The 25,774-nt window shown below is 45.6% G+C and carries 22 protein-coding genes; 5 read left to right on the top strand and 17 right to left on the bottom strand.

The genetic code is table 11. The features are described from left to right. Positions 1 to 11: 11 nt before the first annotated feature. From uraH to MKZ13_RS17615, 8 genes are all read right to left on the bottom strand, one after another. Complete coding sequence (uraH, locus tag MKZ13_RS17580; RefSeq protein ID WP_221821561.1) at positions 12 to 389, bottom strand: hydroxyisourate hydrolase; 378 nt, start codon at positions 387 to 389, stop codon at positions 12 to 14. Next, complete coding sequence (gene pucL, locus MKZ13_RS17585) at positions 389 to 1,894, bottom strand: factor-independent urate hydroxylase (protein ID WP_339177020.1); 1,506 nt, start codon at positions 1,892 to 1,894, stop codon at positions 389 to 391. The genes uraH and pucL overlap by 1 nt, the downstream gene beginning before the upstream one ends. A 239-nt stretch (positions 1,895 to 2,133) precedes the next feature. After that, positions 2,134 to 3,756 (bottom strand): PucR family transcriptional regulator ligand-binding domain-containing protein, encoded by a 1,623-nt coding sequence (locus tag MKZ13_RS17590; RefSeq protein ID WP_339177021.1) that lies wholly within the window; start codon positions 3,754 to 3,756, stop codon positions 2,134 to 2,136. A gap of 425 nt (positions 3,757 to 4,181) precedes the next feature. After that, positions 4,182 to 6,926, bottom strand: coding sequence for a CHASE3 domain-containing protein (locus tag MKZ13_RS17595; protein ID WP_339177022.1), 2,745 nt, complete (start codon positions 6,924 to 6,926; stop codon positions 4,182 to 4,184). Between the two features lie 176 nt (positions 6,927 to 7,102). Next, on the bottom strand, positions 7,103 to 8,491 hold the full coding sequence (fumC, locus tag MKZ13_RS17600) for a class II fumarate hydratase (protein WP_074095411.1): 1,389 nt from the start codon (positions 8,489 to 8,491) through the stop codon (positions 7,103 to 7,105). Between the two features lie 132 nt (positions 8,492 to 8,623). Then, the gene (locus MKZ13_RS17605; RefSeq protein WP_339177023.1) at positions 8,624 to 9,634 is read right to left on the bottom strand and encodes an aldose 1-epimerase; all 1,011 of its coding nucleotides are present in this window, start codon (positions 9,632 to 9,634) and stop codon (positions 8,624 to 8,626) included. 179 nt (positions 9,635 to 9,813) lie between these two features. Continuing rightward, entirely contained in the window at positions 9,814 to 10,623 is an 810-nt protein-coding gene (locus tag MKZ13_RS17610; protein ID WP_036673769.1) for an MBL fold metallo-hydrolase, read from the bottom strand. Between the two features lie 180 nt (positions 10,624 to 10,803). Continuing rightward, the gene (locus MKZ13_RS17615; protein ID WP_074095413.1) at positions 10,804 to 11,070 is read right to left on the bottom strand and encodes a hypothetical protein; all 267 of its coding nucleotides are present in this window, start codon (positions 11,068 to 11,070) and stop codon (positions 10,804 to 10,806) included. 216 nt (positions 11,071 to 11,286) lie between these two features. Here MKZ13_RS17615 and MKZ13_RS17620 point away from each other — a divergent pair, with 216 nt between their 5' ends. The 4 genes from MKZ13_RS17620 to MKZ13_RS17635 all read left to right on the top strand — a co-directional run bounded on the left by MKZ13_RS17620 (position 11,287) and on the right by MKZ13_RS17635 (position 15,609). After that, on the top strand, positions 11,287 to 12,519 hold the full coding sequence (locus tag MKZ13_RS17620; protein ID WP_221821567.1) for an aminopeptidase: 1,233 nt from the start codon (positions 11,287 to 11,289) through the stop codon (positions 12,517 to 12,519). Positions 12,520 to 12,610: 91 nt separating this feature from the next. Continuing rightward, complete coding sequence (locus MKZ13_RS17625; protein ID WP_339177025.1) at positions 12,611 to 13,843, top strand: aminopeptidase; 1,233 nt, start codon at positions 12,611 to 12,613, stop codon at positions 13,841 to 13,843. 247 nt (positions 13,844 to 14,090) lie between these two features. After that, positions 14,091 to 14,681, top strand: coding sequence for a sigma-70 family RNA polymerase sigma factor (locus tag MKZ13_RS17630; RefSeq protein ID WP_074095416.1), 591 nt, complete (start codon positions 14,091 to 14,093; stop codon positions 14,679 to 14,681). After that, on the top strand, positions 14,659 to 15,609 hold the full coding sequence (locus tag MKZ13_RS17635) for a hypothetical protein (RefSeq protein WP_221821569.1): 951 nt from the start codon (positions 14,659 to 14,661) through the stop codon (positions 15,607 to 15,609). Before MKZ13_RS17630 ends, MKZ13_RS17635 begins: the two co-directional genes overlap by 23 nt. Positions 15,610 to 15,614: 5 nt before the next feature. Here the strand turns inward: MKZ13_RS17635 and MKZ13_RS17640 are convergent, their stop codons facing one another. Further along, on the bottom strand, positions 15,615 to 16,127 hold the full coding sequence (locus tag MKZ13_RS17640; RefSeq protein ID WP_339177026.1) for a hypothetical protein: 513 nt from the start codon (positions 16,125 to 16,127) through the stop codon (positions 15,615 to 15,617). A 231-nt stretch (positions 16,128 to 16,358) separates the two neighbouring features. On the opposite strand from MKZ13_RS17640, the gene MKZ13_RS17645 reads away from it, so the two are divergent. Beyond that, positions 16,359 to 17,009, top strand: coding sequence for a hypothetical protein (locus MKZ13_RS17645; protein WP_339177028.1), 651 nt, complete (start codon positions 16,359 to 16,361; stop codon positions 17,007 to 17,009). A 68-nt stretch (positions 17,010 to 17,077) separates the two neighbouring features. Here the strand turns inward: MKZ13_RS17645 and MKZ13_RS17650 are convergent, their stop codons facing one another. From MKZ13_RS17650 to MKZ13_RS17685, 8 genes are all read right to left on the bottom strand, one after another. Beyond that, entirely contained in the window at positions 17,078 to 18,394 is a 1,317-nt protein-coding gene (locus tag MKZ13_RS17650) for a hemolysin family protein (protein ID WP_221821572.1), read from the bottom strand. A gap of 606 nt (positions 18,395 to 19,000) precedes the next feature. Beyond that, positions 19,001 to 19,525, bottom strand: coding sequence for a hypothetical protein (locus MKZ13_RS17655; protein ID WP_339177029.1), 525 nt, complete (start codon positions 19,523 to 19,525; stop codon positions 19,001 to 19,003). After that, positions 19,525 to 19,938 (bottom strand): MerR family transcriptional regulator, encoded by a 414-nt coding sequence (locus tag MKZ13_RS17660; RefSeq protein ID WP_339177030.1) that lies wholly within the window; start codon positions 19,936 to 19,938, stop codon positions 19,525 to 19,527. Before MKZ13_RS17660 ends, MKZ13_RS17655 begins: the two co-directional genes overlap by 1 nt. Before the next feature lie 228 nt (positions 19,939 to 20,166). Continuing rightward, the gene (locus tag MKZ13_RS17665; RefSeq protein ID WP_339177031.1) at positions 20,167 to 21,750 is read right to left on the bottom strand and encodes a sigma-70 family RNA polymerase sigma factor; all 1,584 of its coding nucleotides are present in this window, start codon (positions 21,748 to 21,750) and stop codon (positions 20,167 to 20,169) included. Between the two features lie 225 nt (positions 21,751 to 21,975). Further along, positions 21,976 to 22,374 carry a spore coat protein GerQ gene (gene gerQ, locus MKZ13_RS17670; protein ID WP_237175743.1) on the bottom strand — a complete coding sequence of 133 codons (399 nt, stop codon included), beginning with the start codon at positions 22,372 to 22,374 and terminating at the stop codon, positions 21,976 to 21,978. Between the two features lie 135 nt (positions 22,375 to 22,509). Further along, a complete protein-coding gene (locus MKZ13_RS17675) occupies positions 22,510 to 22,932 on the bottom strand; it encodes a cell wall hydrolase (protein ID WP_221821779.1) in 423 nt (140 codons plus the stop codon). Positions 22,933 to 23,092: 160 nt separating this feature from the next. Then, positions 23,093 to 24,778: a hypothetical protein gene (locus MKZ13_RS17680; RefSeq protein ID WP_339177032.1), complete on the bottom strand. Its 1,686-nt coding sequence runs from the start codon at positions 24,776 to 24,778 to the stop codon at positions 23,093 to 23,095. Between the two features lie 204 nt (positions 24,779 to 24,982). Beyond that, on the bottom strand, positions 24,983 to 25,732 hold the full coding sequence (locus MKZ13_RS17685; RefSeq protein WP_076217071.1) for a glucose 1-dehydrogenase: 750 nt from the start codon (positions 25,730 to 25,732) through the stop codon (positions 24,983 to 24,985). Between the last annotated feature and the right edge of the window lie 42 nt (positions 25,733 to 25,774).

A 25,774-nucleotide genomic window follows, 5' to 3' on the forward strand; every position in this document is an offset into this window, starting at 1 on the left:
TGTGTGCATATTCAGCTTCCCCGGTATGTACTGTAACCTCCTGGAGCAATCAATAATGGAATATGGTAATGGCTTGAGGCATCAGATACGGCAAAACGAATCGGAACAATCGTCCATAATGCTTGGCCTAGCTCCTCCAACGAACGCTGTGCGTAATAACTCTCGACATGGAATTGAAGCTCATATATGGCTGACTCCAACTTGCCTCCATCCAGCAGCGGTGCATCCAAACGTCCATCCGCATTGGTCACCGACTCAGCCACTTTTAGCTTGCTTTCCTGTTCTCCATCCCTCTTCAGGGTATACAGCTCGATCCGAACACCCGCAGCAGGCACGCCTTTGGATGTATCCAGCACATGTGTTGTAATTCGTCCACCAGATATCGACATCAGACGTCACCTTCTTTCCCGGCGTTACGGCCGTCTGTTCCCAGATCATCCCTTGTCATCGAGAAACCCTGGAATCCATATGGTGGTCTCGGCTCGGTAAATACTTTGCCTTCTCCCTCTTTCACTTCCTCCAGCACTGTCTCCCAAGTCCGATTGTTGGACTCAAACGAAACCTCACTCAGTTGCTCAAATCGACTTAATAACCTTCGTCCAATCTGGTAGATCAGATGTTGAATGGAAGCGGATCGACACTCATGAAATACCGCAGCAGCCAAATCTCTGACCTGTTCCGCCGCTACATACCGTCCACGCTGATCGTCGATGCCATCTCTCGGATCTTCATAACGCCAATTGATGTTCAGGAAAATAAATAACGGTCGATCCCTTGTATCTGGAAGAGTGGTATATTCATCCTGCATAAATCCGGCAAATTCACTGCCTTTGACCTTGATCAGTCTCAGATCGGCTACACCACTGAAATGGTTGCTGAGTTCAATCGAGTCTCCTGATCGTTCTGCTTCCACGGCAGCTGTCGCACGATCATTCTGCGAATAACGAAATACGAGCGCACTCGGTCGATAACTTCCTTCTAATCCAATGGGTATATCTTCAAAAGGAATCTGGTCCGCTGTCATTTGAACCTTGCTCATCTGCGGATACGTCTCCAGAAAACGCCGACTTACCAGCGCAAGAAATCCTTCCATCGTCGCCCCTGTGTAGTCCGCTGCATGTTTGAGAATGAAATTTTTCATCGAATCGGTTGCCACCACCAGCGAATTATCCCCTTCTGCAAAAGAAGGCAAGAATTCATCACCCTGCACAGCGACCTTAATGTTCAATCCAAACAGAATATTACTGCGTCCCATGAACGGAGATTCCGGGATCGACTGTATACCCGTCAACGGTTTGGCGTAGGAACGATACATCCACACATCCCCTTTGCCGTAATACATGGTCCGCTGCTGCACTGCGGCTGGTTTGCTCACGAACTCATGTTCATGACCGATCTGTGCGAGCCACTGCTCCAAACGAATACCTGCAATTTTGAATACTTCCTTCAAGGCAGTCTCGAATTCTTCTTCCCTGCCTCGGCGATGACGTTGCCGCATGGATTCGAGGATGGAACTTGCGGTATGGCCTTTTACGGCCAAAATGAATGGAAAGCCAAATTGGCTTGTATATGCTTTGTTTAATTGTTGAAGTTCGTTGAATTGTTCCTGTGAAAGTGAATTTAGCCCTGCACCAGCCTGCTCCTGTACGGAATTGCTGCTCATGCTGATTCGTGCCCCAAGATCCGGGTGATTTCGAAGCAGTTGCAATTTCACCTGGTCATCCGATGCCTGAACCACACTCGTCATCACATGCATCATCTGTTCAAACGAATCGAAAGGTCGTGAAAGCCCGGAACGCTCAGCTACCCACGGTGATTCCTCAAATAAGCCGCCAAACGTATGCACGAACTGTGTGATAGACCAGTTGTTAACAAGTTTAATTAAGTCGCTCATGTTAGAACCTCCGGTCTGTTGTGGATTATTGTTCTTCATTCTAAGTGTCGTTCAATGTCGCGACAACAATATTTACGCAATTTTGTAATATAACATAACATCAGAGTTGTGATTTGTTTGCTGTGCACGGGAAGAGCAGCTTTTGTTACCCTTAAACATGAAAAAACCGCACTCCATCAACGGAATGCGGTTCTTGGGGGTCTAGCCCAGTAGCATTGTCATGTTGCACAATGTGCGGTCTAGAGTTGGACATTGTGCGGTCTTGCAACTGCTTTGTCCCGCACGAACTTGCGGAAGGTAAATACCAGCTTTAATTTAAGCAGATCATTCGTTTTCTTAAAGTCCATTTGCAGCAAGCTGCCAACTTTCTCCATCCGATAAGTGACCGTGTTGCGATGCACAAACAGTTGCTTGGCAGCTTCATTGATCAGTCCGTCATTCTCGATAAAGGACTCCAATGTATTCATCAGCACCTGATTGGGATCACCATCCCTGGCAAGTAGTGGTTCGAGTACTTTATTGCAGTAGTTCTCCATGATGTTATCCGGTACGTGTTGGAACACATAGGCAAATTCGAGCATTTCAAATTGCAACGCACGGTCTTTCATGCCGAATCGACGAGCCAGTTGTCGAGTATCCAGACACTCCTGGTATGCTTCACGGAGCGATTTGGGCTCATGTTTCATTTTGCTGATCCAGAAACGCGGAGCCGGTGCTCCTTTTGCTTCTTGCGCTGCCAGAACATCACCGAAACGGCTCAAGAGAAAACTTGACAGCTCCTCTCCATAATCTCGCCCTGTTGGACAGGTGTAGATGGACAGAATGCCATCCTCAATCTGAAAATGCTGCGAGGCCGTGAATTGCATCAGCGGATTATATTGTAATTCGCGATGAATCTGTTTAAGCAGCTTCCCCTCGGCAAATACAGTCGGCTCAAGTGTAATCAATACGCACTGATAAGTTCCCTGGAATAGATGTACACCTTTGTTTTCACTCATGGTGGTTAATTCCTGCACGGTCATTTTGTTATCCAGATACTGTGTAAGCAGCGTACGCATCTCATCTTGCACGGTCGGATTAATATGCTCACGATAAGTCATATCCATATAAAATGCCAGTACATCCGCAGCCTGCTGGAACAGCTCTTCCTCCGCTCGAAGGGATAAGGCTGAATCGGTAAACACAAGCAACGATCCGTATTCTTCATCATTTTGTTTAATCGGTACACGATGACAACTTCCCTGATTCCATTTCACTCGGTGCATGACGGATTTCCAAGGCCAGCCTTGGGTTACAGCATCCCCTGCGATGCCTTCACTACCGTACAGCACATGCCCTCGAGAACCAATGACGGCAAGCGGATAGTTCAGCACCGTGGCAAGTTCGGCAAACACATTCCGATGTGGTTGCTGTTGCAGTGCAAACTGCATTAATTTTTTCTGCTTTTGCACGACCTCATGCAGCAATCGGTTGCTACGTTCATGTTCAGCCTTGAACAAGGCATTCATCTGGTCCGAGAAAGTGAATTGAAAGGGGAGCTCAAGCAGCGGCAAACGAAGCCGATCAGCTTCCTCGACAATACCTTGGGGAATGGACTGCCAGAAACGTCCCAGCTTGATGCCGAGTCCTGCACAGCCGCGTTCATTCAAGCGCCGCATCAAACGTAATGCATCCGTCTCACTGTCTTTCATAATAAAAGCGGTGGTGAACAACATTTCTCCGGATTTGATCCAATCCGCGATATCAGGAGCGTCCATGACGTTAACGGATTTCATCATCCGTGAAGTCCCTTCCCCACCCGCAACCAGTTTGGCCTCTGACAACGGGTATACCTGTAAAGCCTCTTTAACCGTAAGTTGCATGGACACTACCTCCCATATATATAACACAATATAATGTCATTCTGGTTAACGAAACTAAATTTCGCATAATTTTTCTAATTAAATCCATCTTTATGCATTTAACTTTTATTTGTTGTTAAGTATTATAACATCAATTTTCTAAATAAAGCTTACACGGCAAAAAAATAAAACCTATGACCTAATTACAGCGCAATTTACTGTAATCGGCATAGGTTTTATAAGTTACTATGATCCACATAACGTTGAAGTAATCCATTTGCACGATAACGGAGAGGGCAGAAAAAACCTGAAAAAGCGAAGCGTTCGCCTTTATCCCCGGATTTTCCCCTTTGAAAAAGGGATCGAAAAAATCTGGGGATAACAGCGATTGGAGGGTTGTTCTGTCATCATAGTGTCAGTGTAAATAACTTCTAGTTCAACTACGATCAGATCTCCAATGTTTCGTGATTCATCCATAATTTCATGCGGGATAATACTTCTTTGATGTTCAGTGGTTTGCTGAGATAGTCCGAAGCACCTGCTGCAATACATTTTTCCCGATCCTCTTTCATGGCCTTGGCTGTTAGCGCAATAATCGGAAGCTGGGTCATCCCAAGTCGTTCACGGATCTGTCGAGTGGTCTCATAACCATCCAGTTCCGGCATCATGATATCCATCATGATGAGATCAGGCGTTACTCCTCCGCGTTCCAACAGTTCCAGACACTCGTATCCGTTCTGCGCTGAAATAACATGCATGCCGTATTGCTCAAGAGCGTTAGCTAGTGCGTATACATTTCGAATATCATCATCAACGACAAGCACTTGGCGTCCGCTGAGCAACGCTTCTTCCAGAGGTGTTAATAACACATCCGATGGAGCTGTGGTCAATGAAGGGAGTTTGTTGATCTCCGGAGTGGTGCTAGCCACCTCATTCAGGAACAACCGGGATGTGTGCATGGTCTCAGGCTCATCCATTCTCAGTGGCAGGAACAGCGTGAATACACTGCCATGCCCTTCACGGCTTGTCGCTGAGATAGAACCTCCCAGCAGAGTCGCAAGCGATTGAGAGATGGACAAGCCGAGTCCTGTCCCCCCATATTTACGAGCTGTTGCTCCGTCCGCCTGTTTGAATGCATCAAAGATCTGTAGAAGTTTGTTATCCGCAATGCCAATCCCTGTATCACTGACGGAGAAAGCAAACACGTCGGTCTCTTGGTCTTTGGCTACCGGATGAGTTAGACTCATGCTGGAGATCGTTAAGGCAACTTCACCCTCACTGGTGAACTTAAATGCGTTAGAGAGCAGATTTCGAAGAATTTGGTGCAATCTCATCTCATCTGTCACGATTGTTTCCGGCAAAGGACTTTGGAGCTGAATCCGGAAATCTATTTTTTTCTGTTCCGCTGTTTTCAGGAAATACTGGTTCATGACTTCAGGAACACTGCCCAGATAGACATCATCGAAATCCACTTCCATTTGTCCGGCTTCCACTTTGGATAGATCCAGAATATCATTGATCAGATTCAGCAGGTCTTTACCTGATTTGTGAATGACTGAAGCATAGTTCTGCTCCTCACTATTCAAGTGCTGGTTTTTATTCTCAGACAATATTTCGGATAAAATCAACATGCTGTTAAGCGGTGTCCGCAGTTCATGGGACATGTTCGCCAAGAATTCGGATTTGTACCCTGAGCTTGTTCGTAACTGATCTGCCACAACCGCAAGTTCATTGGCTGATGTCTCAGCAGCACTCTTCTGTATTTCCAGGCGATCATTAAGCATATGGAGCTCTTCGGTCTGCATTTGCAGTTCCTCCGTCTGAGACAACATCTCTTCGGTCTGAGCCTGAAGTTTCTCCGATTGTGCCTGTAATTCTTCATTCAGAACTTGTGACTCATCATATAATTGCTGTAATTCCATGCGAGTGACGGTCGAGTGTAGTGAAACACCAAAAATATCCGTCAGTTCCTGCATCAGCTTCATATCATTCTCTTGCAACGGCTTCATTGAAGCAAGCTCGATTACCGCAATCGTTCTGCCTTCGAACAGGACCGGGACTACAGTAAGTGATGTGGCAGATGTATACCCGAGACCCGAAGAGATTCGGATATAGTTCTGGGGCAGATCATTCATGCGTAGAACTCGCTTCTCCACAGCACTTTGACCTACAAGCCCCTCACCCGGGGCAAGCGACACTTTACCGAGCGAACGTTCTTTCTCTCCATCCCCAGCATATGAAGCCAGGCGCAGCAGTCGATTGTCTTTCCAGTAATATAAGACGCTATATGGAACTTCAAACAACATGGCAAGCTCGTTCAGGAACAAGCGAGACAATCCCTCCAGATTGGTCGGGTTCTGTAAAAGTGTGGCAATCCCTGTGATCTGGTCCTTGACCCGATTCTGTTCCTGTACTTCATCCAGTAATTTGTTGGTTTCGTGGCCCAGGTCTCCCACTTCATCATGTGTTCGAACCTGAATTCGCTGCTTCAGGTTTCCACCTTTGGAGATATCACTTATGGTTTGCATAACATCTCGCAACGTTTTGACGATATTTCCTGATATCACAATCGCGGCTGCAATGGATAATGCTGCGATAATACCCCACAGCGTGTACATAATCGTCAGCAGTGTGGAACTGCGTCTGGCAAGTTCAGTAACCCTCGCCTCGGTCAGAGCGATCTCTGTGTTACGGAAGGTTGTAAGTTGCGAGCGCAGTAGATCAATTTCAGTTTTACCCGGATCAGATTCAAAAAATGCAACAACTTTTGCTTGATCCCCTTGCTTTTTCAAGTCCACCGACGGCTCCCCAGCAATCTCAATCCAGCGTGTAATATGAGCTTTGATATTCTCCAGACTCTGCTGCTGTGAAGGGTTATCACTAATGAGAGCATTCAGCTGATCATAGTTGGAACTCCACTGGGATATGCCTTGGGAATAAGGCTCCAGGTAACTTTCATTGCCTGTAATCATGAATCCACGCTGTCCTGTCTCCATGTTCAAGACATTTTTTTCAATCGCGTTGGTCAGATTATGTACTTCCAGATCATGATGGGAGATAAAATCATTTTCCTTCTGTAACACATTAATTTGGGCCGTAAGCACTAGCAGAACAGCTCCAAACAAAAGCACAACCACAAGATAGCCCAATAAAATTTTGGAGCGTATCGTAAATCTTCTCGTTTTTGACAACGCGGAAACCTCCAAATATATACGAATCCCATAATTAAATTAAAACTGGTGCATATGTAGTTTATATGTATACGTATAGCCTGACAAGCTTTAAGTTCATCGATTTGCATTAGAAAAACGACCTGCTTGTGCAGGTCGTCCTCTTCAGTGATCTATATTGCTCATTTGGGCTGATTTTAGGCCTTTGGAGCGATCATTTTGGCCGGATCGACATATTGATCAAATTGCTCTTCGGTAAGCAGGCCCGTTTGTAACGTCGCCTGTTTCAAAGACAAGCCTTCTTTATGCGCAAGCTTCGCAATTTTGGCTGCATTCTCATAACCAATATGCGGATTAAGCGCTGTAACCAGCATAAGCGAGTTGTTCAGATTATGTTCAATCTGATCCAGGTTAGGCTCGATGCCTACGGCACACTTGTCATTAAACGCAATAATGGAGTCCGCCAGGAGTTGCACGGATTGCAGGAAGTTATAGATGATAACCGGTTTGAATACATTCAGCTCAAAATTACCCTGACTTGCCGCGAAACCAATCGCTGCATCATTACCCATGACCTGCGTAACCACCATAGTAATGGCCTCGCTCTGAGTTGGGTTGACTTTACCCGGCATAATGGAGCTGCCTGGCTCATTTTCCGGAATACGGATCTCGCCCAATCCACTACGAGGACCACTGGCTAACCAGCGAACATCATTGGCAATTTTCATCAAATCAGCTGCAAGCGCTTTAACCGCACCGTGTGCATATACAACTTCATCATGACTTGTAAGTGCGTGGAATTTGTTTGGTGCAGATACAAAATCTTTCCCCGTATGTTTGCCAATCTCCTTGGCAGTGAAGTCCCCAAAGTCCGGATGCGCATTAATGCCCGTTCCGACAGCTGTACCGCCAATCGCAAGCTCCTTCAGATACTGTACACTTTCACGGATCATGCGCTCACTCTTGCCCAGCATGGCTTCCCAACCACTGATCTCTTGACCAAGCGTAATTGGTGTTGCATCCTGGAGGTGGGTACGTCCAATCTTGATAATATCCTTGAATGCCTCAGACTTGTCTGCAAAAGTAGCTTTTAATACCGCAATGGCGGGCAAGAGTTGATCCTCAACAGCAAGAACACCTGCGACATGCAGAGCCGTTGGGAATGTATCGTTGGAGCTCTGAGACATATTCACGTCATCATTTGGATGCAGACGCTCTTCCTTGCCCTTTTGCTCCAGCAGTTGGTTCCCCAGATTGGCAATCACTTCATTCACGTTCATATTGGATTGTGTTCCGCTTCCCGTCTGCCATACTACCAGTGGGAAATGGTCATCAATTCGGCCTGCAATAATCTCGTCTGCTGCATAAGCAATAGCATCGGACTTAGCCGCAGATAATTTACCTAATTTATGGTTACTAGCCGCAGCACTTTTTTTCAAAATGGCAAGGGCACGGATAACTTCCATCGGCATATGTTCACTGCCAATCGGGAAGTTTTCCTTGCTACGCTGCGTCTGAGCTCCCCACAGCCTGTCGGCTGGTACTTTCATTTCGCCTAACGTATCTCTCTCAATGCGGTATTCCACTTGCTTGTCCTCCTCCAAAAAAATGGTTTGGGTCTCTACAAAGCTTGTGTATCTCGTCATATTATACATGATTTGTGAGCAGGTTTTCACCTTTTCGACAAAATTGTAAGCGTAGCGCAAAATGAGCGTGAATTATTTTTGTGACGCAATTGGATACAATCGGCTGCTCTGTTCGAATAGTTCACCTGGTTCCAAACCGATCAATCCGATTTCTTCTGCAGGTATGCCTTCAACATTAGGAGCGTTAACCAAGTTCATCTGTGGTTCAGGACAGAAGAATTCGCCACCCATGTTATTGTTCCAGATCATCCAGTGTTTGTACGAAGTACCCACATCGTATACCAGTTTGTCTCCAGTACGGTGATCCGTAAGTTCCATATAGTTACGTCCATTCTGCGGCTCCGCAGTGTAATGATTATCCATGGCAGCAAAGAACGGACTAACCCCGTCTTTTTTCAATTGTTCTTCCTCAGGTGTAAGCGGTTGAAATTGTCCTGTTGGCAGAGATCGCTCATTCAATTCACGACGTTGTCCAATTGTAACTTTGGCCGTGTAATCCGAGGCCTGACTGTCCGGTGCAAAAGGTACAGCAATCGCCGTGTGGAATGCAAACAAATTCGGCATATATTCAGTCCCGTTGTTGCGGACGATCAATTGTTGCTGAAGTCCTTGGCTGCTCAAAGAGTAACGAAGCGTCACTGTGAACGTAAAAGGCAGGTACTGATGGAATGTATGTCCTTCTTTCACGTCCTGGCTAAGCAACACATAACTCTCCAGCTGATCAGAACCGTATCCTTCAACCTTCCACTCGGCATCATGCAAAAATCCATGCAAATGGTTACCTGTAGCGGGTTCGTTCACAGGCAACTGATAAACTTTACCATTCCAAGGGAAACGTCCATCCTCATAACGGTTCGGTGGAGAAAGAATCGGAATTCCATAAACCGCAGGTGCTGCCATAAATTCATCCATCTGATCCTGATTCGGCTCTCTCAAGTAACGAAAACCCTTTTCTGTATCACGAAAAGCAACGAGGTTGGCACCCACGCTTGGAATAACTGCCGCTTCAAACTGATTAAAACGAAGCCAAATGGCTGGTATCCCTCCAAATTGTTCTTCAAATGCTGCATCTTGCTGTGTCATCGTTATATGTACCTCCTGCATACTAAGGTTATATTATACGGCTCGACTATATCATGCCCGAGCGCAAAATACCAATCTATGATAGAGAACAAATTCATAATAGAAAGACAAAAAAGACAGGAAAAAGACAGCTGCAATACGTTACGGCTGTCTCTGCTGTCTTTCATAGGATGGTTCAATTAATCCACATATTTGCCATGATCCGGCACAGTGCTCTCTTCAAAGTCCAGATCAAGCCGCTTCAAGGATTCACTCAGCATATCTCCGCTCAAGGCATGCCCATGCCCGGTAATTGCAAGTTTCGGCTCCAGATGCCTTATATGCTGGACAGATTGATGAGCAGCCTGCCAATCGGTTGTAAAATAGGAAGGTGGACCATGCAACTGTTTGTCCTGAAGCAATACACTCCACAGCGACTCCTGCTTCACTGTGATGATTGCGTCTCCCGCAATTAACAAACGGTCTGCTTCTCGAAAGAGCGACACATGTCCAGGCGTATGACCTGGCGTGTGCACCCACTCCCATCCTGATAGACCTGGAACGGAATGATCTTTGGGTAGACTGAATATCCGATCATCCAGATTGATCGCCTCATTGGGATATGCGAATGACAACCTGGACATTAAACCTCCACCTACAGAAGGGTCCGCTGGCGGGTAATCTTTTAATCCTGTTAAATACGGAATTTCAAGCGGATGAGCATACACTGGCACACCCCAGAATTGTTCCAGCTCAATAACGGTTCCTACATGGTCGAAGTGACCATGCGTCAATATGATCGCAGACGGCGGACCTTGAAATCGTTCTGTTGCAACCTGAACAATATGATCTGTGAACCTCGCCATTCCGGTGTCCACGAGGACCCAGTTCCTGCTTCCTGGCTCTCCGATGAACACGACATTAACGAATAGTGTACGTAGACTGAGAATATCGGGCGCGACTTCTTCAAGTCCCGTCAACCCTTCTGTAATCAGATTGTCAGATGCCATTCACGGTTACCTCCCATTAGGCGGATTGTCTCTCTGGTTCCATTCATCTCGTAGACTTCCCTTTTCTGGATCATCTATTCAACATTTCCAATAAAATAGACGGTATACACCCTGTTTCGGGCATACACCGTCTAGTATAGTCATCGACACAACACAATAGAACAAGAACATCTCGGCTAGTTAAGCCGGAAATGCCTCCAAAGCAGCATCGAGCAATTGATTGTACAGATCGTCATCATTTTCAAGCAACTCGTCCATACGCAGTAACTCTTCTTCATCACCGGATTGCTCCGTGAAATGCAAGCTATAGTCCCAATCTTTTCCGTTCTTGCTCATGAAGGTAATCTCATATACTGACTTTTCGCCTTCTGTGCGGTAAACGGTATTTCCCACGTATCCTTTTTCACCTTCACGGCGCATTTCAGCACTTATAATTTCAATATTCACAATCATTCTCTCCTTTAATCTTTCATCTACAGTCGGTCTCCAACATTTCTGGTAAACCTAGTTTGGTAATTATTATTGGTTAATTGTACAATATATAACGTAGCAACGTATACCTTATTCAATGAAGGAACCATTCTGAGTCCTTACATAGTTGTAATGAGGACTATAATAGCCAACAAGCTACGATATTATTATCACATTGGAGGAAAAAATAGCATGAATACTTTTGAAACGAATCTGCAGCAATATGCTGAACTGGCTGTACAAGTCGGTGTCAATGTCCATCCTGGACAGACACTCGTGGTTAACGCTCCAATCTCGGCAGCACATTTTGTACGACTGATTGTCAAAGCAGCTTACGGTAAAGGTGCGAAATTGGTCAAAGTAAACTGGAGCGATGAAACCGTTACACGTCTTCATTACGATCTTGCACCTGATGAAGCCTTCTCCATTGAACCGAAATGGTTTGCAGCTGAAATGACTGAACTCGTTGAAGAAGGTGCCGCTATTCTGCACGTCATCGCTGAAAATCCGGATCTGCTGAACGGTGTAGCGCAGGAACGCATTATTACCAGCCAAAAAGTGCGCGGCAAAGCGCTCGAAAAATATCGTGCTTATCAGATGGCTGACAAATTCAGCTGGTCTATCGTGGCCGTTCCTTCTCCGGAATGGGCAGCTAAAGTGTTCCCGGATCTTCCAGAAGCACAGCAAGTGGATCGCCTGTGGGACGTCATTTTCAAAACGGTACGGATCGGTGAGCAGGATGCTGTTGCCGAATGGAAAACCCATTTGCAAAACCTGGATTCCCGCGCTGATCTGCTGAACAACAAGAAATACAAAAAACTTCACTATACAGCTCCAGGCACAGACTTGACCATTGAACTTCCAGAAGGCCATATCTGGGTATCCGGTGGAAGTGTGAATGAGCAAGGACATGTCTTTATTGCCAATATGCCTACCGAAGAAGTATTCACGGCTCCGCTGAAAACAGGTGTTAACGGTACAGTGCGCAGCACGAAACCACTGAGCTACGGTGGCAACCTGATTGACGGATTCTCCCTTACGTTTGAGAACGGTCGAATCGTAGATTACACCGCTGATCAAGGTCTCGATGCACTCAAAAACCTGATCGAGATGGATGAAGGTGCACACTATCTGGGTGAAGTTGCTCTCGTTCCACATCAGTCCCCAATTTCGGATACGAATATTTTGTTCTACAATACACTCTTTGATGAAAATGCCTCCAACCATTTGGCGATTGGTAATGCCTATGCCTTCTGTCTGGAAGGTGGTAAAACGATGTCCAAAGAAGAGCTGATTGAACGTGGCATGAACTCCAGTCTCACTCATGTAGACTTCATGATTGGATCCGGAGAAATGAACATCCACGGTGTGACCTCCGAAGGCGCGGAAGAGCCGATCTTCCTGCAAGGAAACTGGGCATTTTAATAACCGTTTGATGTGATTTAGGAGAGAGGAGATTACTCCTCTCTTTTCCTGCGTCAACAGGTCGAAAATTCAACAATTGGAGGGAACTCATATGTTAAGTTTTGAACAAAAACTGGATCGTTACGCTGAACTGGCTGTAAGAGTAGGTGCTAACGTGCAACCAGGACAAGTATTTGTCATCTCTGCGATGATTGATACCGCTGAATTCGTACGTTTGCTGGTACGTAAGGGATATGAAGCTGGCGCCAAGCAGGTGATTGTAAAATACGGAGATGAAACCGTCAATCGATTGCGGTTTGAGATGGCCCCTGAGGAATCCTTCCAAGAGCCGCCGAAATGGCATGCAGCGGAGCTTGAAGAACTGGCGGCCAATAATGCAGCCTTTCTGACCGTATTGTCATCCAGCCCAGACCTGATGAAAGGGATTGACCCGGAGCGGATCTCGACCCATCAGCGTACATTTGGTCAGGCTATGGCCAAGTACCGTCAGTATCAACAGGCGGATAAAATGAGCTGGACGGGTGTGGCTTGTCCTTCCCCCGATTGGGCAGCCAAAGTATTTCCGGATCTCCCGGCAGCCGAGCAGGTTAGCCAGCTGTGGGAAGCCATTTTTGCTGCGGTGAGAGCCGATCTGGAGGACCCTGTAGCGGCTTGGGAACAGCATATTGAACGACTGGAGACCAAAGCCGTTGCCCTGAACAACAAGAAGTATCAAGCATTGCACTTCCTCTCCCCAGGGACGGATCTTACTGTCGAGCTTCCAGAAGGTCATATCTGGGCGCAGGCTGGTAGCGTGAATGAGCAAGGCACCCCTTTTGTCGCCAATATCCCGACAGAGGAAGTATTCACTGCTCCAGCCAAGCACGGTGTTAACGGCAAGGTGTCCAGCACCAAACCACTCAGTTATGGCGGCAGTATCATTGATCGTTTTTCACTCACATTTGAGAACGGACGTATCATTGATTTTCATGCTGAAGAAGGGCAGGATACGCTGGAAAGACTCATTTCCATGGATGAAGGCTCTCATTACCTCGGCGAAGTCGCTTTGGTTCCCTTCCATTCACCGATCTCTGAGAGTGGCATCCTGTATTACACTACATTGTATGATGAAAATGCGTCTTGCCATCTTGCGATTGGCAGTTCCTATGCATTCAATATCGAAGGTGGCAAATCGATGTCTCCTGAAGAGCTTGCAGCCCGTGGCATGAACACCAGCATCACCCATGTGGACTTCATGATGGGCTCACCCGAGACGGACATCTACGGTATCACGGCAAACGGCGAACGTGAAGCTATCTTCCTTAAGGGAGACTGGGCATTCTAACTGATTACGGAGAGTTATCTCCCTTAATGTATTTTCTCTGAACAGTCGAAAAGGCTGTCTTGCAACCATTTTTTCATGGTTGGCGAGACGGCCTTTTATTAATCTTAAGCAAACTTTCCCGCATGTTATACACACTTCTCTCATCTGGTTTTTCCCGGACCAACATCCCATTGTATCGTTTCCATATTATGTTGTAAAATGTAATGATACCAATGTTTGTGGATTGTTCACCAGAAAGGAGAACATCATGGCCAATCGGCTCCAGTTATTACTAGCCTCAGATTTCCATAATTTAGGCTCTGCACTTCAAGAAGAAGTGTATTATGAATATTATAATATGGTACATGGTCTTATCGTTTATATCATCAAGGAGCGTGCTGCAGCAGAAGATATTATTCAGGAAGCTTTTATCAAAATCATTAAAAACAAACCCATCTTTGAAGACGAGGTCAAACTGAAAGCCTGGCTCAAGGTTGTCACACGGAACACAGCTATTAATTATCTGAGAAAAAATAAAAATAACCGTAACCAATTGGATACGGATAGTGTTTTTATAGATATGGAGACGATGAATCAGACGGCAGCTTCCGTGGAAAGCATGGTAGAAACGCAGATGATGGAAGAGTCCATTGAATATTATCTCGGACAGCTCAAACCGGAATACCGTGTACTGGTGGAGTTACGGTGGAAAAAAGGTCTCTCTTACCGAGAGATGGCCGAACTGCTGGATACCTCCGAAGACATTGTGAAACAACGTTTGTTCAGAGCCCGTGGCAGTATCAAGAAGAAATTACATAAGGAATGGGGTGGAAGCATTGAGCAAAGGCAAGTCCGATAAGCACGTAGAGCCATTCGATTCAGAGCTGGAAGACGAATATTTCGACGCTGCGTTTGACCTGGCTTTTGATGAAGCTTTCCATCAGGCCGTCTCTGCCCCTTCCGCCTCCCATACCGAATCCATGCAGCAATCCTGGCAGAAGGTACACAGGGAAATTAACAGAATCGGTTTACGCAAAAAAAGAATTCGTACCTTACGACTTTCAGTTGTCGTAGCAGCGTCCGTGACCATCGGAGCCGTTATTTTCAGCCTGCCGTCCGGTACGCAAGCGGTATCCCCTTTTGTGCAATCCATCAAGGATTGGGGCAATGGCATGAAATCCATTATCATCGAGGATCGCACGACCCATCTGGGGGCTGATCCGTCAACAGCCAAAACACCTCCACCACCGGAAACCAGCTTAGACGACATTCTTAAAGTACAGGAAGAAGAAGCTCTTAATACACCTTCGTATGAGTTATCGAGCCACCTGCTTCGTCCAGTACTTGTTACGGAAGAGATCGCACGCGAAGGGTTCATGGGTGACTTTCTGTTATCCAATGCCATTCCCGAGAGATTCAACAAGGTTAAATTCGAACTCGTGCTTGATACTGAAAACCCTGTGAATCCAGACGATTATTATGAGTCCACACAAATGAGAGTTCAATATACCAGTGAAGGCAAGAGCATAGAGGATGAGATTATCCAGTTTGATTATGTCTATGTCATGCCTGGGGAGAAAATTGAAGGCGCCATGCTTCGTGATATGAGCACCGTTAAGCTGGCGGATGGATCGGAAGCACTGATGTATATCGGCCCACCCTATAACTCCTTTCAGTGGATGATGGGTTCCAACAATATGAGTCTGTTTGGCACCCTTTCGGAAGAAGAAATGACTGCTATTGCCAACGATTTCCAAGAGCAGAAGTTTCCCGGCAGCACCCGTTGATAAGATCAAAATAACACGGTGCCAGAGACATGTTTGCTTGTTTCCATGGTACTTCCATCATACGCTGTATGAATACTGGTAACCCGATAATAATATCCTGGCATAACGGTCCAATCCGATGTGGCATTCAGTAAGTTTGTATTCGTTGCATTGTTGGAATTGGTTTTGAAAGTTACCCATGCTGTTCCTGTCCAGCGCTCAAGTCGATAATCTACGGAAAGTGTCTTCATTGCTGTATATGTCATGGTCTTGGTATTGACGATAGCCGATAGTCCACCCCCAGGAATGACTGCACCGACCGCTTGATAGATATGTCCAAGTTCTCGAGTGTTAACAAGCGAATGGATGGATGGTTCCGGCGGCGGTGGGGGTGTAAGGGCACCAGAGGACACGTTGACCATCGGGCTTGCAACGGCTGGTTCGGACGTAGGTATAGCCAGGATTGTTGGCACCATTAACAAGGCAACAAGGGTTATTTTTAGCATAGATGCTGCACTCTTCGTTTTCATTTTCCGCATATTGATCCATCCTCCGCTTCCATACTTGATTTTGTGTAAGGGTATAAACGGACGGATCGGGTCACAGGTTTCAAAAAAAATTAGACGCTCCGATGTTTCTGTCGGCAGCGTTTTTTGTCTATGCATGCATCTCCAGCATGGTTGAAACCTAAATTATTCCAGCCCGTATGTATTGGGTAATGGATACACGAAACCATATGAACCAACCAGATTTGCAAATGAGGTGGTAACTTGAGTAAATTTCAATCCAAATCCAGAAGGCATCGTCACAGCTCCAACCCGAATGAACTACATATCGAAGTTTCCGGCTCGTTCAAACGTTGGCTTGTTATCTTGGTGAGTGCACTTACCGCAGGGACCTTAATATATATCTTGGCTACAGCTCGGGAAAGCTGGATAAGCATGGGGATTGACCGCTATGTATTGCCCTTTATGATCTGGGGACTTGTACTGTCCCCCATCCTTGCTTTTCTTTTCCTCAAGCAGAGCGGACGAACCCTTTCCCATGTCAAATTTTTTCGTGTTTTCGGGATTGCTTTCTGCCTTCTGCCTCTGGTACTTCTGTTTTATGTGTTACCCGTAACACTTGGCATGGTGAATGATCACCTGACCCAGTATAAGCAAACTCCGGTATTATCCACCACTAAGGTGGGGGACTTCAATTCTTACGAGGTTACTTTTGTCGATACGCCTATGTACGCCATCATCACCATTAAGACACCGACAACAACCCAATCCACTCAAAAAAAGCTGAATATCCAGCATGATCTGGCTCCGGGAGAGAATGTTTACGTCACTTATAAGCGAATTTCTATCGAGAATAGCTTGGTCACGGAGAATCGTTACGCCGATATTGTCATTCATGCACCCAAAGAATCATGAGCATGCAAAAAAGCTGTACGATGACATTACGTCACCATACAGCTTCATTTGTTACAATTGCGATCCGGCTACGCGCCTTCTTCTTCAACCAACAGTTCCAGCTTAATCACATTCACTCGGGAAATCCGCTTATGCTCTGTCTCTTGAATGACAAATACATACCCCCCATACTCAACCGATTGACCGACCTCAGGTGGAATAGCGTCTACTCTGGAGTATAACCAGCCCCCGATGGTATCGTAATCGGCACGATCCATCTCCAGTCCGAATCGTTCGCTGACTTCTTCAATCAGCATCAATCCATCAATGGAGTATTCCATCTCATCCACTTGCTCAATGACAGGACGCTCATGGTCGAATTCATCCTGAATCTCGCCTACGATCTCTTCCATGATATCTTCAAGTGTGACAAGCCCGGAGGTTCCGCCGTATTCATCAATCAGAATCGCAATCTGTGTCTTGCTACGCTGCATACGCTTGAGCAAATCACTGATCAGCGTGGTATCTGGCACAGCCAGGATGGGCCGGATTACGGAGATGGTATCCGTAAGTTGGGATCGCATCAGATCCTTGATGTGAATAAAGCCGATAATATGATCCTTGTCTCCGTTATATACCGGATACCTTGTTCGCATACTTTCACTGGCAATCTCCAGATTTTCCAGCATGGACTCATTGGCGTTCAGACAGATCATTTCCGTCCGCGGAATCATAATTTCACGGGCGGTTGTATCCGTAAAATCAAATATATTATCAACAAGTGCTAATTCAGTGTTATCAATTAAACCGCTCTTATTGCTTTCTTTCATCAGAATACGTATTTCATCTTCGCTATGTGCGGAGTCCATCTCCGAAGCTGGTGCCATTCGGAACAGTCTCAACAAGCCGTTAGCCATACCGTTCAGTGCCCATATGAATGGATACATTAACTTGTAGAAGAACGTTAGCAAAGCCGCAGACCACAATGTGATCGTCTCAGACTTTCGAATCGCCATCGTTTTGGGAGCAAGTTCTCCCAGTACAATGTGCAAGATCGTAATGATCACAAATGCAATGGCAATAGAGATTCCATGAACGTAGACTGGTCCCAGTCCAAATGCGGTAAACATGGGCTCTAACAGATGTGCAATTGCCGGTTCTCCCAGCCACCCGAGTCCCAATGAAGCCAAAGTTATACCTAGTTGGCAAGCTGACAGATATGCATCCAGATTACGTATGATATTGGAAGCATAGATGGCATTTTTGTTACCTGTTTCCACCAAAGCCTCAATCCGACTTCCACGAACCTTCACCATCGCGAATTCCGCCGACACAAAGAAACCATTCATTAATACAAGTAAACCAATTAATACTAAATTTAAAATACTCGGTAAGGGGTCACTCAAATTTTCATCCTATTCGCCGTCATTCTTCGGCAAATAGGTCCACCTCCTTCGAAAATGTAGGATATTTGCCATTCTGCCGCTCATATGCAATTTCAACTTCCCAATGCTTCCACCTCCACCTTGTTCTGTCGAATAACAAAGATATGCTTCTTTTATTATATAATTCTACACTACACAGTCAATCCGTGTCCTATGACAACGAAATGGCACAAACGCCTTTTTTCTTTAACAAAAGTAACGATTACGCTGTTTCCCGTAAAAAATTTTTACTCAATACGCCGTTATGCTTCCTATTTTCTCAGTTGTATTGATAAGTGATTAACTTTCAGATCATTAGAGAGTTAATCACTTATCATTATCTGTAATACGTGTGACTGCTCGAATTACAACATCAGGATAGTTATTTTGAATGATAATTTTGGCTTCAGCTATACTTTCAGCTCTCAATTCTCGAGTGTATATGATCCCATAAGAATCTTGGAATTCTACGGAATATTCGATTGCCTCTTGGTCCATTTTTATCACCTGCCCATTGTTATTGTGCTTTACATATCACATTATCAATAAGTTTATGCATTCGTAAAATACGTTGAGCGCTCCCTTCCACTAGTAGTTTATTCGATAGTCCTTTTCAAGATAAGCATATTCACTGTCCCTTGTTTGATACGTCCTTGGTCTGATAACTAATAATTCACTATCTGAGCCAGCCTTGCTAGACGAATTAATTTCGAGTTTCATCACTCGTTCAATGACTTGATGATCGATATGCTCATCATCTACATCTTCCTCGTCTACAAAGCGAACTGTTATGTCCTGTTTTATCCCTTTCCAATTTAGATGACTACTTTGATAACATAATTCCACATTAATCAATGCCTCATCACAATCTATTCTCGACTGTGTGTAAAACTCAATAAATACGTCTTTGTCTCGTGACACTAATTTTATTTCACCTGTTTCTGTTTCAAAATTCCCATTCAAATTTAATCCTCGATAAAGACCTTTTGGGAGGTGAATACGTAATATTGCATTTTCAGTTAAATTATTGGTATGGGTGAGCTCAATCCATAAATGATTCATTCCTTCTTCTTTTTCCATCTTTTTTTTAGCCAGCCGTAAATTAAGCATCATTAAATCCCCCCCCTTAAAACCTGTGAAACAGAATCAATTACCTTCTGTTTTAATTCGGCAGAAACTCGAGGACTTAATGTAATTGAAACATCATCTGTTATTGTTAGGGTTTCGTTTTCCAAGACACGGTCAGGACTATATAAACTCATCAATTGACCGATTTTTTCCACTTCCTCTAAAGAAAGAGGATTTAATTTTTCTTGGATGGATGCTAAGTTCTCACCAGTTCTTGATAAAGTTATAATTGCTCGAAAATAATGAATGTGTTTATCGGTGTACACTCTTTTATTTCCTACCAACTCTAACGGAGGAACCATACCTATTTGTGTATAGTACCGAACCGTCCTCAGATTCATCTTAGTATCATCTTCTTGAAGAATTTCTGAGATACGCTTTGCAGTGTACTGATTCATAACCTCACTCCTTTACACTTTAGTGTATACCTGTACAGTAAACTGTAATATATACAGTTTACTGTACAGGTATACATCTAGTCAAAAAACTATTAAAAAAGGAGAATATCATTTTGAGAAACACAACTAATTCTAACCAAACCAAAGAGAGCACCCTCGCTTATGCTTCCGCATGGCTGGATACTCTCTTGTTGTAATACTGTTATTTTCTCAAATTCTATCCGTTGATTACGATGTCGACTCAATCTCCACTACCGTCTCAGAAACGGGGTTCCAGCGCCACTTGGCTTGTTTCCCGCTTGCGTTATGCAATCCGCCGATCCAGAATTCATCCTGCTTCAGCAGTGCCCAATCGACTTCTCCATTCAACACCTGAATTCCGAGTTCCGTTAGTGACAGGACTACGTCACGGAATTTTTCATCATGCTGCTTGAAATTAGGGAAAGTGGTTGCATCGCTCATCTGAAGAAGGGCATGAGGTCCTTCTGTCATCCGCCTCAGATGGGCCCAGTATTCAAGATCACCCATCCCGAGAATATGCAGCTTGTCCCCTACCTCGCGAAATAATGGATACGGATGCTCCACACCCGCTCTAATGGTCTCCAGTGTTGTCTGCTCAATGAGCCCCAGACCATTCGATACAGATGGCAGACGGGACAAATGTGCCTTAAAGGCAGCTTCCACAAAGGGTAGCGCAGAAGTGTCTGCCTGCAAGTAATCCAGATGATGCCGGAAATCAGTCGACGTATAGGCTTCCCAGAACTGTGCACCGGCTTGTAACTCGTTTTTCTCAATCACATGCCAACTGCCGGACAGACGTTCAATCTGTGTGGAGGTAAGCTGTCCCAGTCCTCTAAAGTGCTCAATCTCTGGATACGAGTCAATGCACAGCAGATTCAGTTTCGTATTCTGGAGCGCTTGTCCGTTGAAATAATGCAATAGATACGATAACATCGTCTGATCATAGAGATCGTATTCGAACCATAAGACAATTTCCTTGTATTGTTGAAACGACTGCAACTTGTGTTCAAGTTCTTCAATCTTCAAGTATTCCGCCTGTGGAATGCCCAACTGCTGCTCTAAGACGGATGCACGATTCTTCCGCTTCTTTGTATCTCCCATCTCTTTGGCTACCGGGCCGTACGTATACAACTCTCTCCATACCAGGATGTCTCCCTGAATTCCACTCTCTCTTAAACGATTGGCAGCGTGATCCCCATTCATAATGTGTAACAATCCTTTTCCCCCTTCATACAAGTCACTGAATACAGAGACCAGATCCCTTACTGGCATAGAGCGCTTGAGTTTGGATCGGGCATCGAACAGTCTTTTCTTTAATGCAGGTACCTTCACCCCGAGGAAATCCGATATTTCCTTGAGCGAGTATCCTTCCAAATAAAACAGTTCAACAGCAATCCGCATCGATGATGGCAGTATTGCAATGGAATCACGAAGCGTACGATGCATTTCATTTTGCACCACTTGTTTTTCCGGATCATACGCCTGATCCTCTTCATGGAATACATGCTCCAGCTCCTGAACTGGAATCATGGTATGCTGCTTGCGTCTTAGCCAGCGATAACACTGCCTCTCCACGATTACCTTGAACCACCCGGGAAAAGCCTCAGGAGCTTCCAGCTTGGACAGATTGCCAAAGGCTTCAGTAAATGCTTCCTGTACGACATCTTCAGCCCAAAATGTATCTCCTAAACGATTGTAGGCAACAGCAAGTGCCATCCCGCGATATTGAGACATCAGTTGTGCGTAAGCTTCGGTTTCGCCCTTCATCGCTCCTTCAATCCATGAATTCAACGCTATGGACTCCCTTCATATAAGCATGCTGCTTGTTCTATTCATGTATAAGTGCCATGTTATCGCCAAAAGGTTACGTATGACTCTAAACCTATAGTAACCTTCGTATATATGTTTATGTAAAAAGCTGTCCTGTCTGCGGATTACCTCCACATTCAGGACAGCGAAGCAAATCAGTATGTGTTAGACATGTCAGTTATCAATCAAAATGATGAGGGCCAATGATTATCTGCTTGGAGCTTGCGGGTAATTGCCTACCACTCCTGGATATTGATACAACAACGGCTCATCAAATGTAGCATAGTCGAAGTTGACCATCAACAGCATGATTCGTCTTCCTGTCTTCGGGTCACTGATGATAATATGGTCACGGCCCGCTGCTTCAATGATACCTTGGAAAATACGAGCGTTCCATTCTTTGTTGCCTTCGTAAGTCATGTAGAATGTACCGAATTTACCAAGGTTCAGACGTAAAATATTCTCAATGTATGATTGCTCAAACTGTGGAGCCGTTGTTGTAATCACTGCACCCGTTGGTGTCATTGGGCTTCCACTGGATACGAGTGGGGGTACACTTGTGGAGCTTGGTGATACCATCCCTGGCATTGGTGACATGGCAGGCATTCCGTTACCAATTTTGTAAGACGTACCTTGAACCTGAGAATTGGCTTGTTGACCCAACACAGAATTCGCTTGCTGACCCAGTGTTTGAGTCGTTGGTTGATAAGGCTGATTAATCATGGTGATTCCTCCCAAAATTTAATATACTTCCGGACAGTCATCGCCTGTCGGACTGAAGAAACAATGCGCTTTGAAACGTCCTGTATTTGGCTGGTTATACCACGTTGGTGGGCAGTCGCCCACAGGTCGGAAAAACCACAATGAATTGCTCGCTGGCCAGATGCGCTCTCCATTGATCACCCGTTGTGCGAGACGAATCTCGGACTGTCTTGCCCGCTGGTAAAAGTACCCCTTCTGTGTTGACTCGTAGCCTCCTGGATTCTGGAATACCATACGATTGATATCGCGAATATCCTTGAAATCCAGACAATCCACAAGCACCCGGTTCACACCTACATTGCCTACAAGCAACATACCCTGTTCGCCGTCACCTTCAGCCTCTGCCCTCATGAGCCTAGCCAGCAGCTTGACGTCCTCTGAGTTGGCTTTAATAACAGCCATAGTCTGTTTCCTCCTTTGTTTCAGCTGTTCATCACCGTACATCGTATTGTGCAGGAGCCCATTCGGTGACACGATTCCATCTTTTTTCCATAAAAAAAAGCCCGGAACCTCACCCAAGGTGAAGTCCCGAAGCAACTCGTTTCTTATAATACTCGCCTGTTCAAGGCTTGGCTTCAATCCAATAATCATAGGCATGGACAATGTTGCCTTGGTAAGCCTGATGTTCGGCCAACAGATCCGGAAGCTTGGCAAGCTGAAGCTCCATCTCCGTTGCCCCTTTTTCATAAAAAGAAATATGAGGACCTTCGTGGTTCTGCTTCATTTCTACCGAAATCATCAACCTTTTACCCAAACGATCGGCAATCTCCATCTCCTGACTCACAACAGCAGCAATCCCATTGGAACCTTCGGCGTTGTTACGGAAAGCCATCAGCGACACATGATCGAGTGTACGGATCATAAATTCAGCCACTGATGTATCCTTTCCTGGCAACGCGAAGCTATCCAGCCATACAGCAAGGTCTGCGCTTGTTTCGAGATCACTGTCCTTCTTTGTTTCTTCCTGGAAAAATGTAATGTTGGCAGCCCATTCGGTCAACAGGGTGTCCCGACTATTCTCCCACTCTGGCAATGTGTAAGGCTCAATATCCAGATGGATGCCTTCAAATCGTTCATCCGGCTCGGATTCAGCATTATAGTTTTTCACATAATCAATCAAGCGCTTAATGCGTGGACGATTCTCCTTCTTGCCCCAGATCGGATGTCCACCCATCGCATGGATCTCAATGCCCTGCGCTTTTGCCCGTTTCACAAAACTGCGGTAACTGGAATAGGGTTGATCCAGGTCCAAACGGACATACAACCAGTTAATATTCTGCTCTCTAGCAAACGCTAGTATGTGCTCTCCCCCGTCATGCGTCACCTGAGAGGCCTCCCAGATATACGTTCCCCGAATCTCTGGCTGATTGGATGGAATCTCCGGTGATGGCAGTTCCGACGGCTCCAGTTGTCCCCAGTATACGATGTCATGTACAGCAGAACCTGCGTAAGAACTATGCTCGCTGAATGCGGAGGCAACTTCTTCAATAACACTCTCCAGTTGTGCTGCACCTTTACCGGCAAATGTCGTGAACTCCTCGCCAGGCATGGGCTTGGTGTTCAACCCAACCGTAACGCTCACATTGCTGGTATCGGCCCAGTTCATTTCCTGTTCAATTAAACGTATAATACCATTGTTGCCTTGCGCGTTATCACGGTAAGCGAGTAAAGTAACATGCTCCACTCGTTCAATGAACCAACGTGACAATGGTTCGTTATCTGCATCCTCAGAAACTCTATTTCCTGTGATGGTATAGGAATCCAGCCAAAATGGCAGGTCAATATTCACTGCAACTGCGCCATCCTGTCTCACTTGCTCAAATAACAGATTCATATTGGCTACCCATGATTGTACCAGTGGCTTGGCATCCTCTTTCCAGGCCGGTAACACATAGGGTTTGATATCCAGATGTATGGCATCAAATTGCTCGTTAGTCTCAACAGCTTGATTGTAATCACTTACCCACGACGCTAATCTGAGCATGGGGACTTCACGGCCACTGAGTGCCCAGGATGGATCGCCTCCCAGTGCTTCAACCGTAATACCCGCACGGCTGGCTTTGGCTATAAACGTCTGGTATACCTCTTTGGACAGCGTCATGTCTATATTCACGTACAGCCTGTTTATCTTATGTTTAGCTGCATTGGCCAACAGCTCATCTCCGTTGCTAACAGACTGCGCCTGCCATACCCAGGCCGCCCGTATATCTGCGCCGTCAGCTTCAGCAGGAGACTCATTCCCTATCATTATCATCCCTCCGATCAGCAGTAACAGCCAAAATACCTTCCGGGATTGTTTCCCGAACATATACTCCCTCCATTCCTCTACTGTTGTAAAATCACATTAATTATAGCAACCGAGTTATTAAAAACAAATAAGCCCAAGTGCTTAACTTGGGCTTATTGCTCTTAAGTTGGGACAGCTTAGGGCTCGCCCGGCTCAATCCCGGTTCTAGTCCTCATATATCATTTTTCGGGTCATGCCTCCATCAATAACGAGGTTGGTCCCTGTGACAAAGGTATTGCTTGGATCAGACAAATATAAACAAGCACGGGAGATATCCGAAGGAACACCCACACGACCGGAGGGATGCTGTTCATGATCCTCCTTTTTCAATTTCTCCACGTCACCTGTCTCAATCCATCCCGGACTGATACAATTGACCCGAATTTGGTCCTTGCCCAGTGAGACCGCCAGCGCATGCGTCAGAGCTACAATCGCTCCTTTGGATGCGGCATAAGCTTCTGTATCCGGCTCAGACATCAGCGCACGGGTAGAAGCCATGTTGATAATGGCACCCCCATGTTCATTGCTTTTCATATGTTTGGCTGCTTCCCGACTCGCCAAAAAGCAACTCCTCACATTGGTATTGAGTACATCGTCCCATTCTTCCAGCGTCAGCTCATAGGGTGACTTCCACTTGGCGAGTCCTGCATTATTCACCAACACATCAATTTGTTTGAATTCTTCCACGGTTGTACGAAAAAGATTCGTAATATCCTGCTCGCTCCGAACATCACATTGGACAAAGATGGCTTCTCCGCCTTCATTACGAATGGAAGCTGCAGCTGCCGCCCCTTCTGCTTCCTGGTAGTCGGCAAGTACAACTTTGGCCCCGGCGACTGCATAAGCCTCAGCCACACTCCGTCCTATTCCCTGAGCGGCCCCGGTTACAACAACGACCTGATCTGTATATGACATATTGATTGCCTCCTCTATTGTAATGATCCTTTGATCATAACC

This window comes from Paenibacillus sp. FSL R5-0701, from assembly GCF_037973995.1.
Classification (GTDB): Bacteria; Bacillota; Bacilli; order Paenibacillales; family Paenibacillaceae; genus Paenibacillus.

Bases quoted from the DNA above. Each gene is read 5' to 3' on its own strand.
- uraH (WP_221821561.1), bottom strand. From the start codon at position 389: ATGTCGATATCTGGTGGACGAATTACAACACATGTGCTGGATACATCC.
- pucL (WP_339177020.1), bottom strand. From the start codon at position 1,894: ATGAGCGACTTAATTAAACTTGTTAACAACTGGTCTATCACACAGTTC.
- MKZ13_RS17590 (WP_339177021.1), bottom strand. From the start codon at position 3,756: ATGCAACTTACGGTTAAAGAGGCTTTACAGGTATACCCGTTGTCAGAG.
- MKZ13_RS17605 (WP_339177023.1), bottom strand. From the start codon at position 9,634: ATGACACAGCAAGATGCAGCATTTGAAGAACAATTTGGAGGGATACCA.
- MKZ13_RS17610 (WP_036673769.1), bottom strand. From the start codon at position 10,623: ATGGCATCTGACAATCTGATTACAGAAGGGTTGACGGGACTTGAAGAA.
- MKZ13_RS17620 (WP_221821567.1), top strand. From the start codon at position 11,287: ATGAATACTTTTGAAACGAATCTGCAGCAATATGCTGAACTGGCTGTA.
- MKZ13_RS17625 (WP_339177025.1), top strand. From the start codon at position 12,611: ATGTTAAGTTTTGAACAAAAACTGGATCGTTACGCTGAACTGGCTGTA.
- MKZ13_RS17630 (WP_074095416.1), top strand. From the start codon at position 14,091: ATGGCCAATCGGCTCCAGTTATTACTAGCCTCAGATTTCCATAATTTA.
- MKZ13_RS17640 (WP_339177026.1), bottom strand. From the start codon at position 16,127: ATGCGGAAAATGAAAACGAAGAGTGCAGCATCTATGCTAAAAATAACC.
- MKZ13_RS17655 (WP_339177029.1), bottom strand. From the start codon at position 19,525: ATGATGCTTAATTTACGGCTGGCTAAAAAAAAGATGGAAAAAGAAGAA.
- MKZ13_RS17660 (WP_339177030.1), bottom strand. From the start codon at position 19,938: ATGAATCAGTACACTGCAAAGCGTATCTCAGAAATTCTTCAAGAAGAT.
- gerQ (WP_237175743.1), bottom strand. From the start codon at position 22,374: ATGCCTGCCATGTCACCAATGCCAGGGATGGTATCACCAAGCTCCACA.
- MKZ13_RS17675 (WP_221821779.1), bottom strand. From the start codon at position 22,932: ATGGCTGTTATTAAAGCCAACTCAGAGGACGTCAAGCTGCTGGCTAGG.
- MKZ13_RS17680 (WP_339177032.1), bottom strand. From the start codon at position 24,778: ATGATAGGGAATGAGTCTCCTGCTGAAGCTGACGGCGCAGATATACGG.
- MKZ13_RS17685 (WP_076217071.1), bottom strand. From the start codon at position 25,732: ATGTCATATACAGATCAGGTCGTTGTTGTAACCGGGGCCGCTCAGGGA.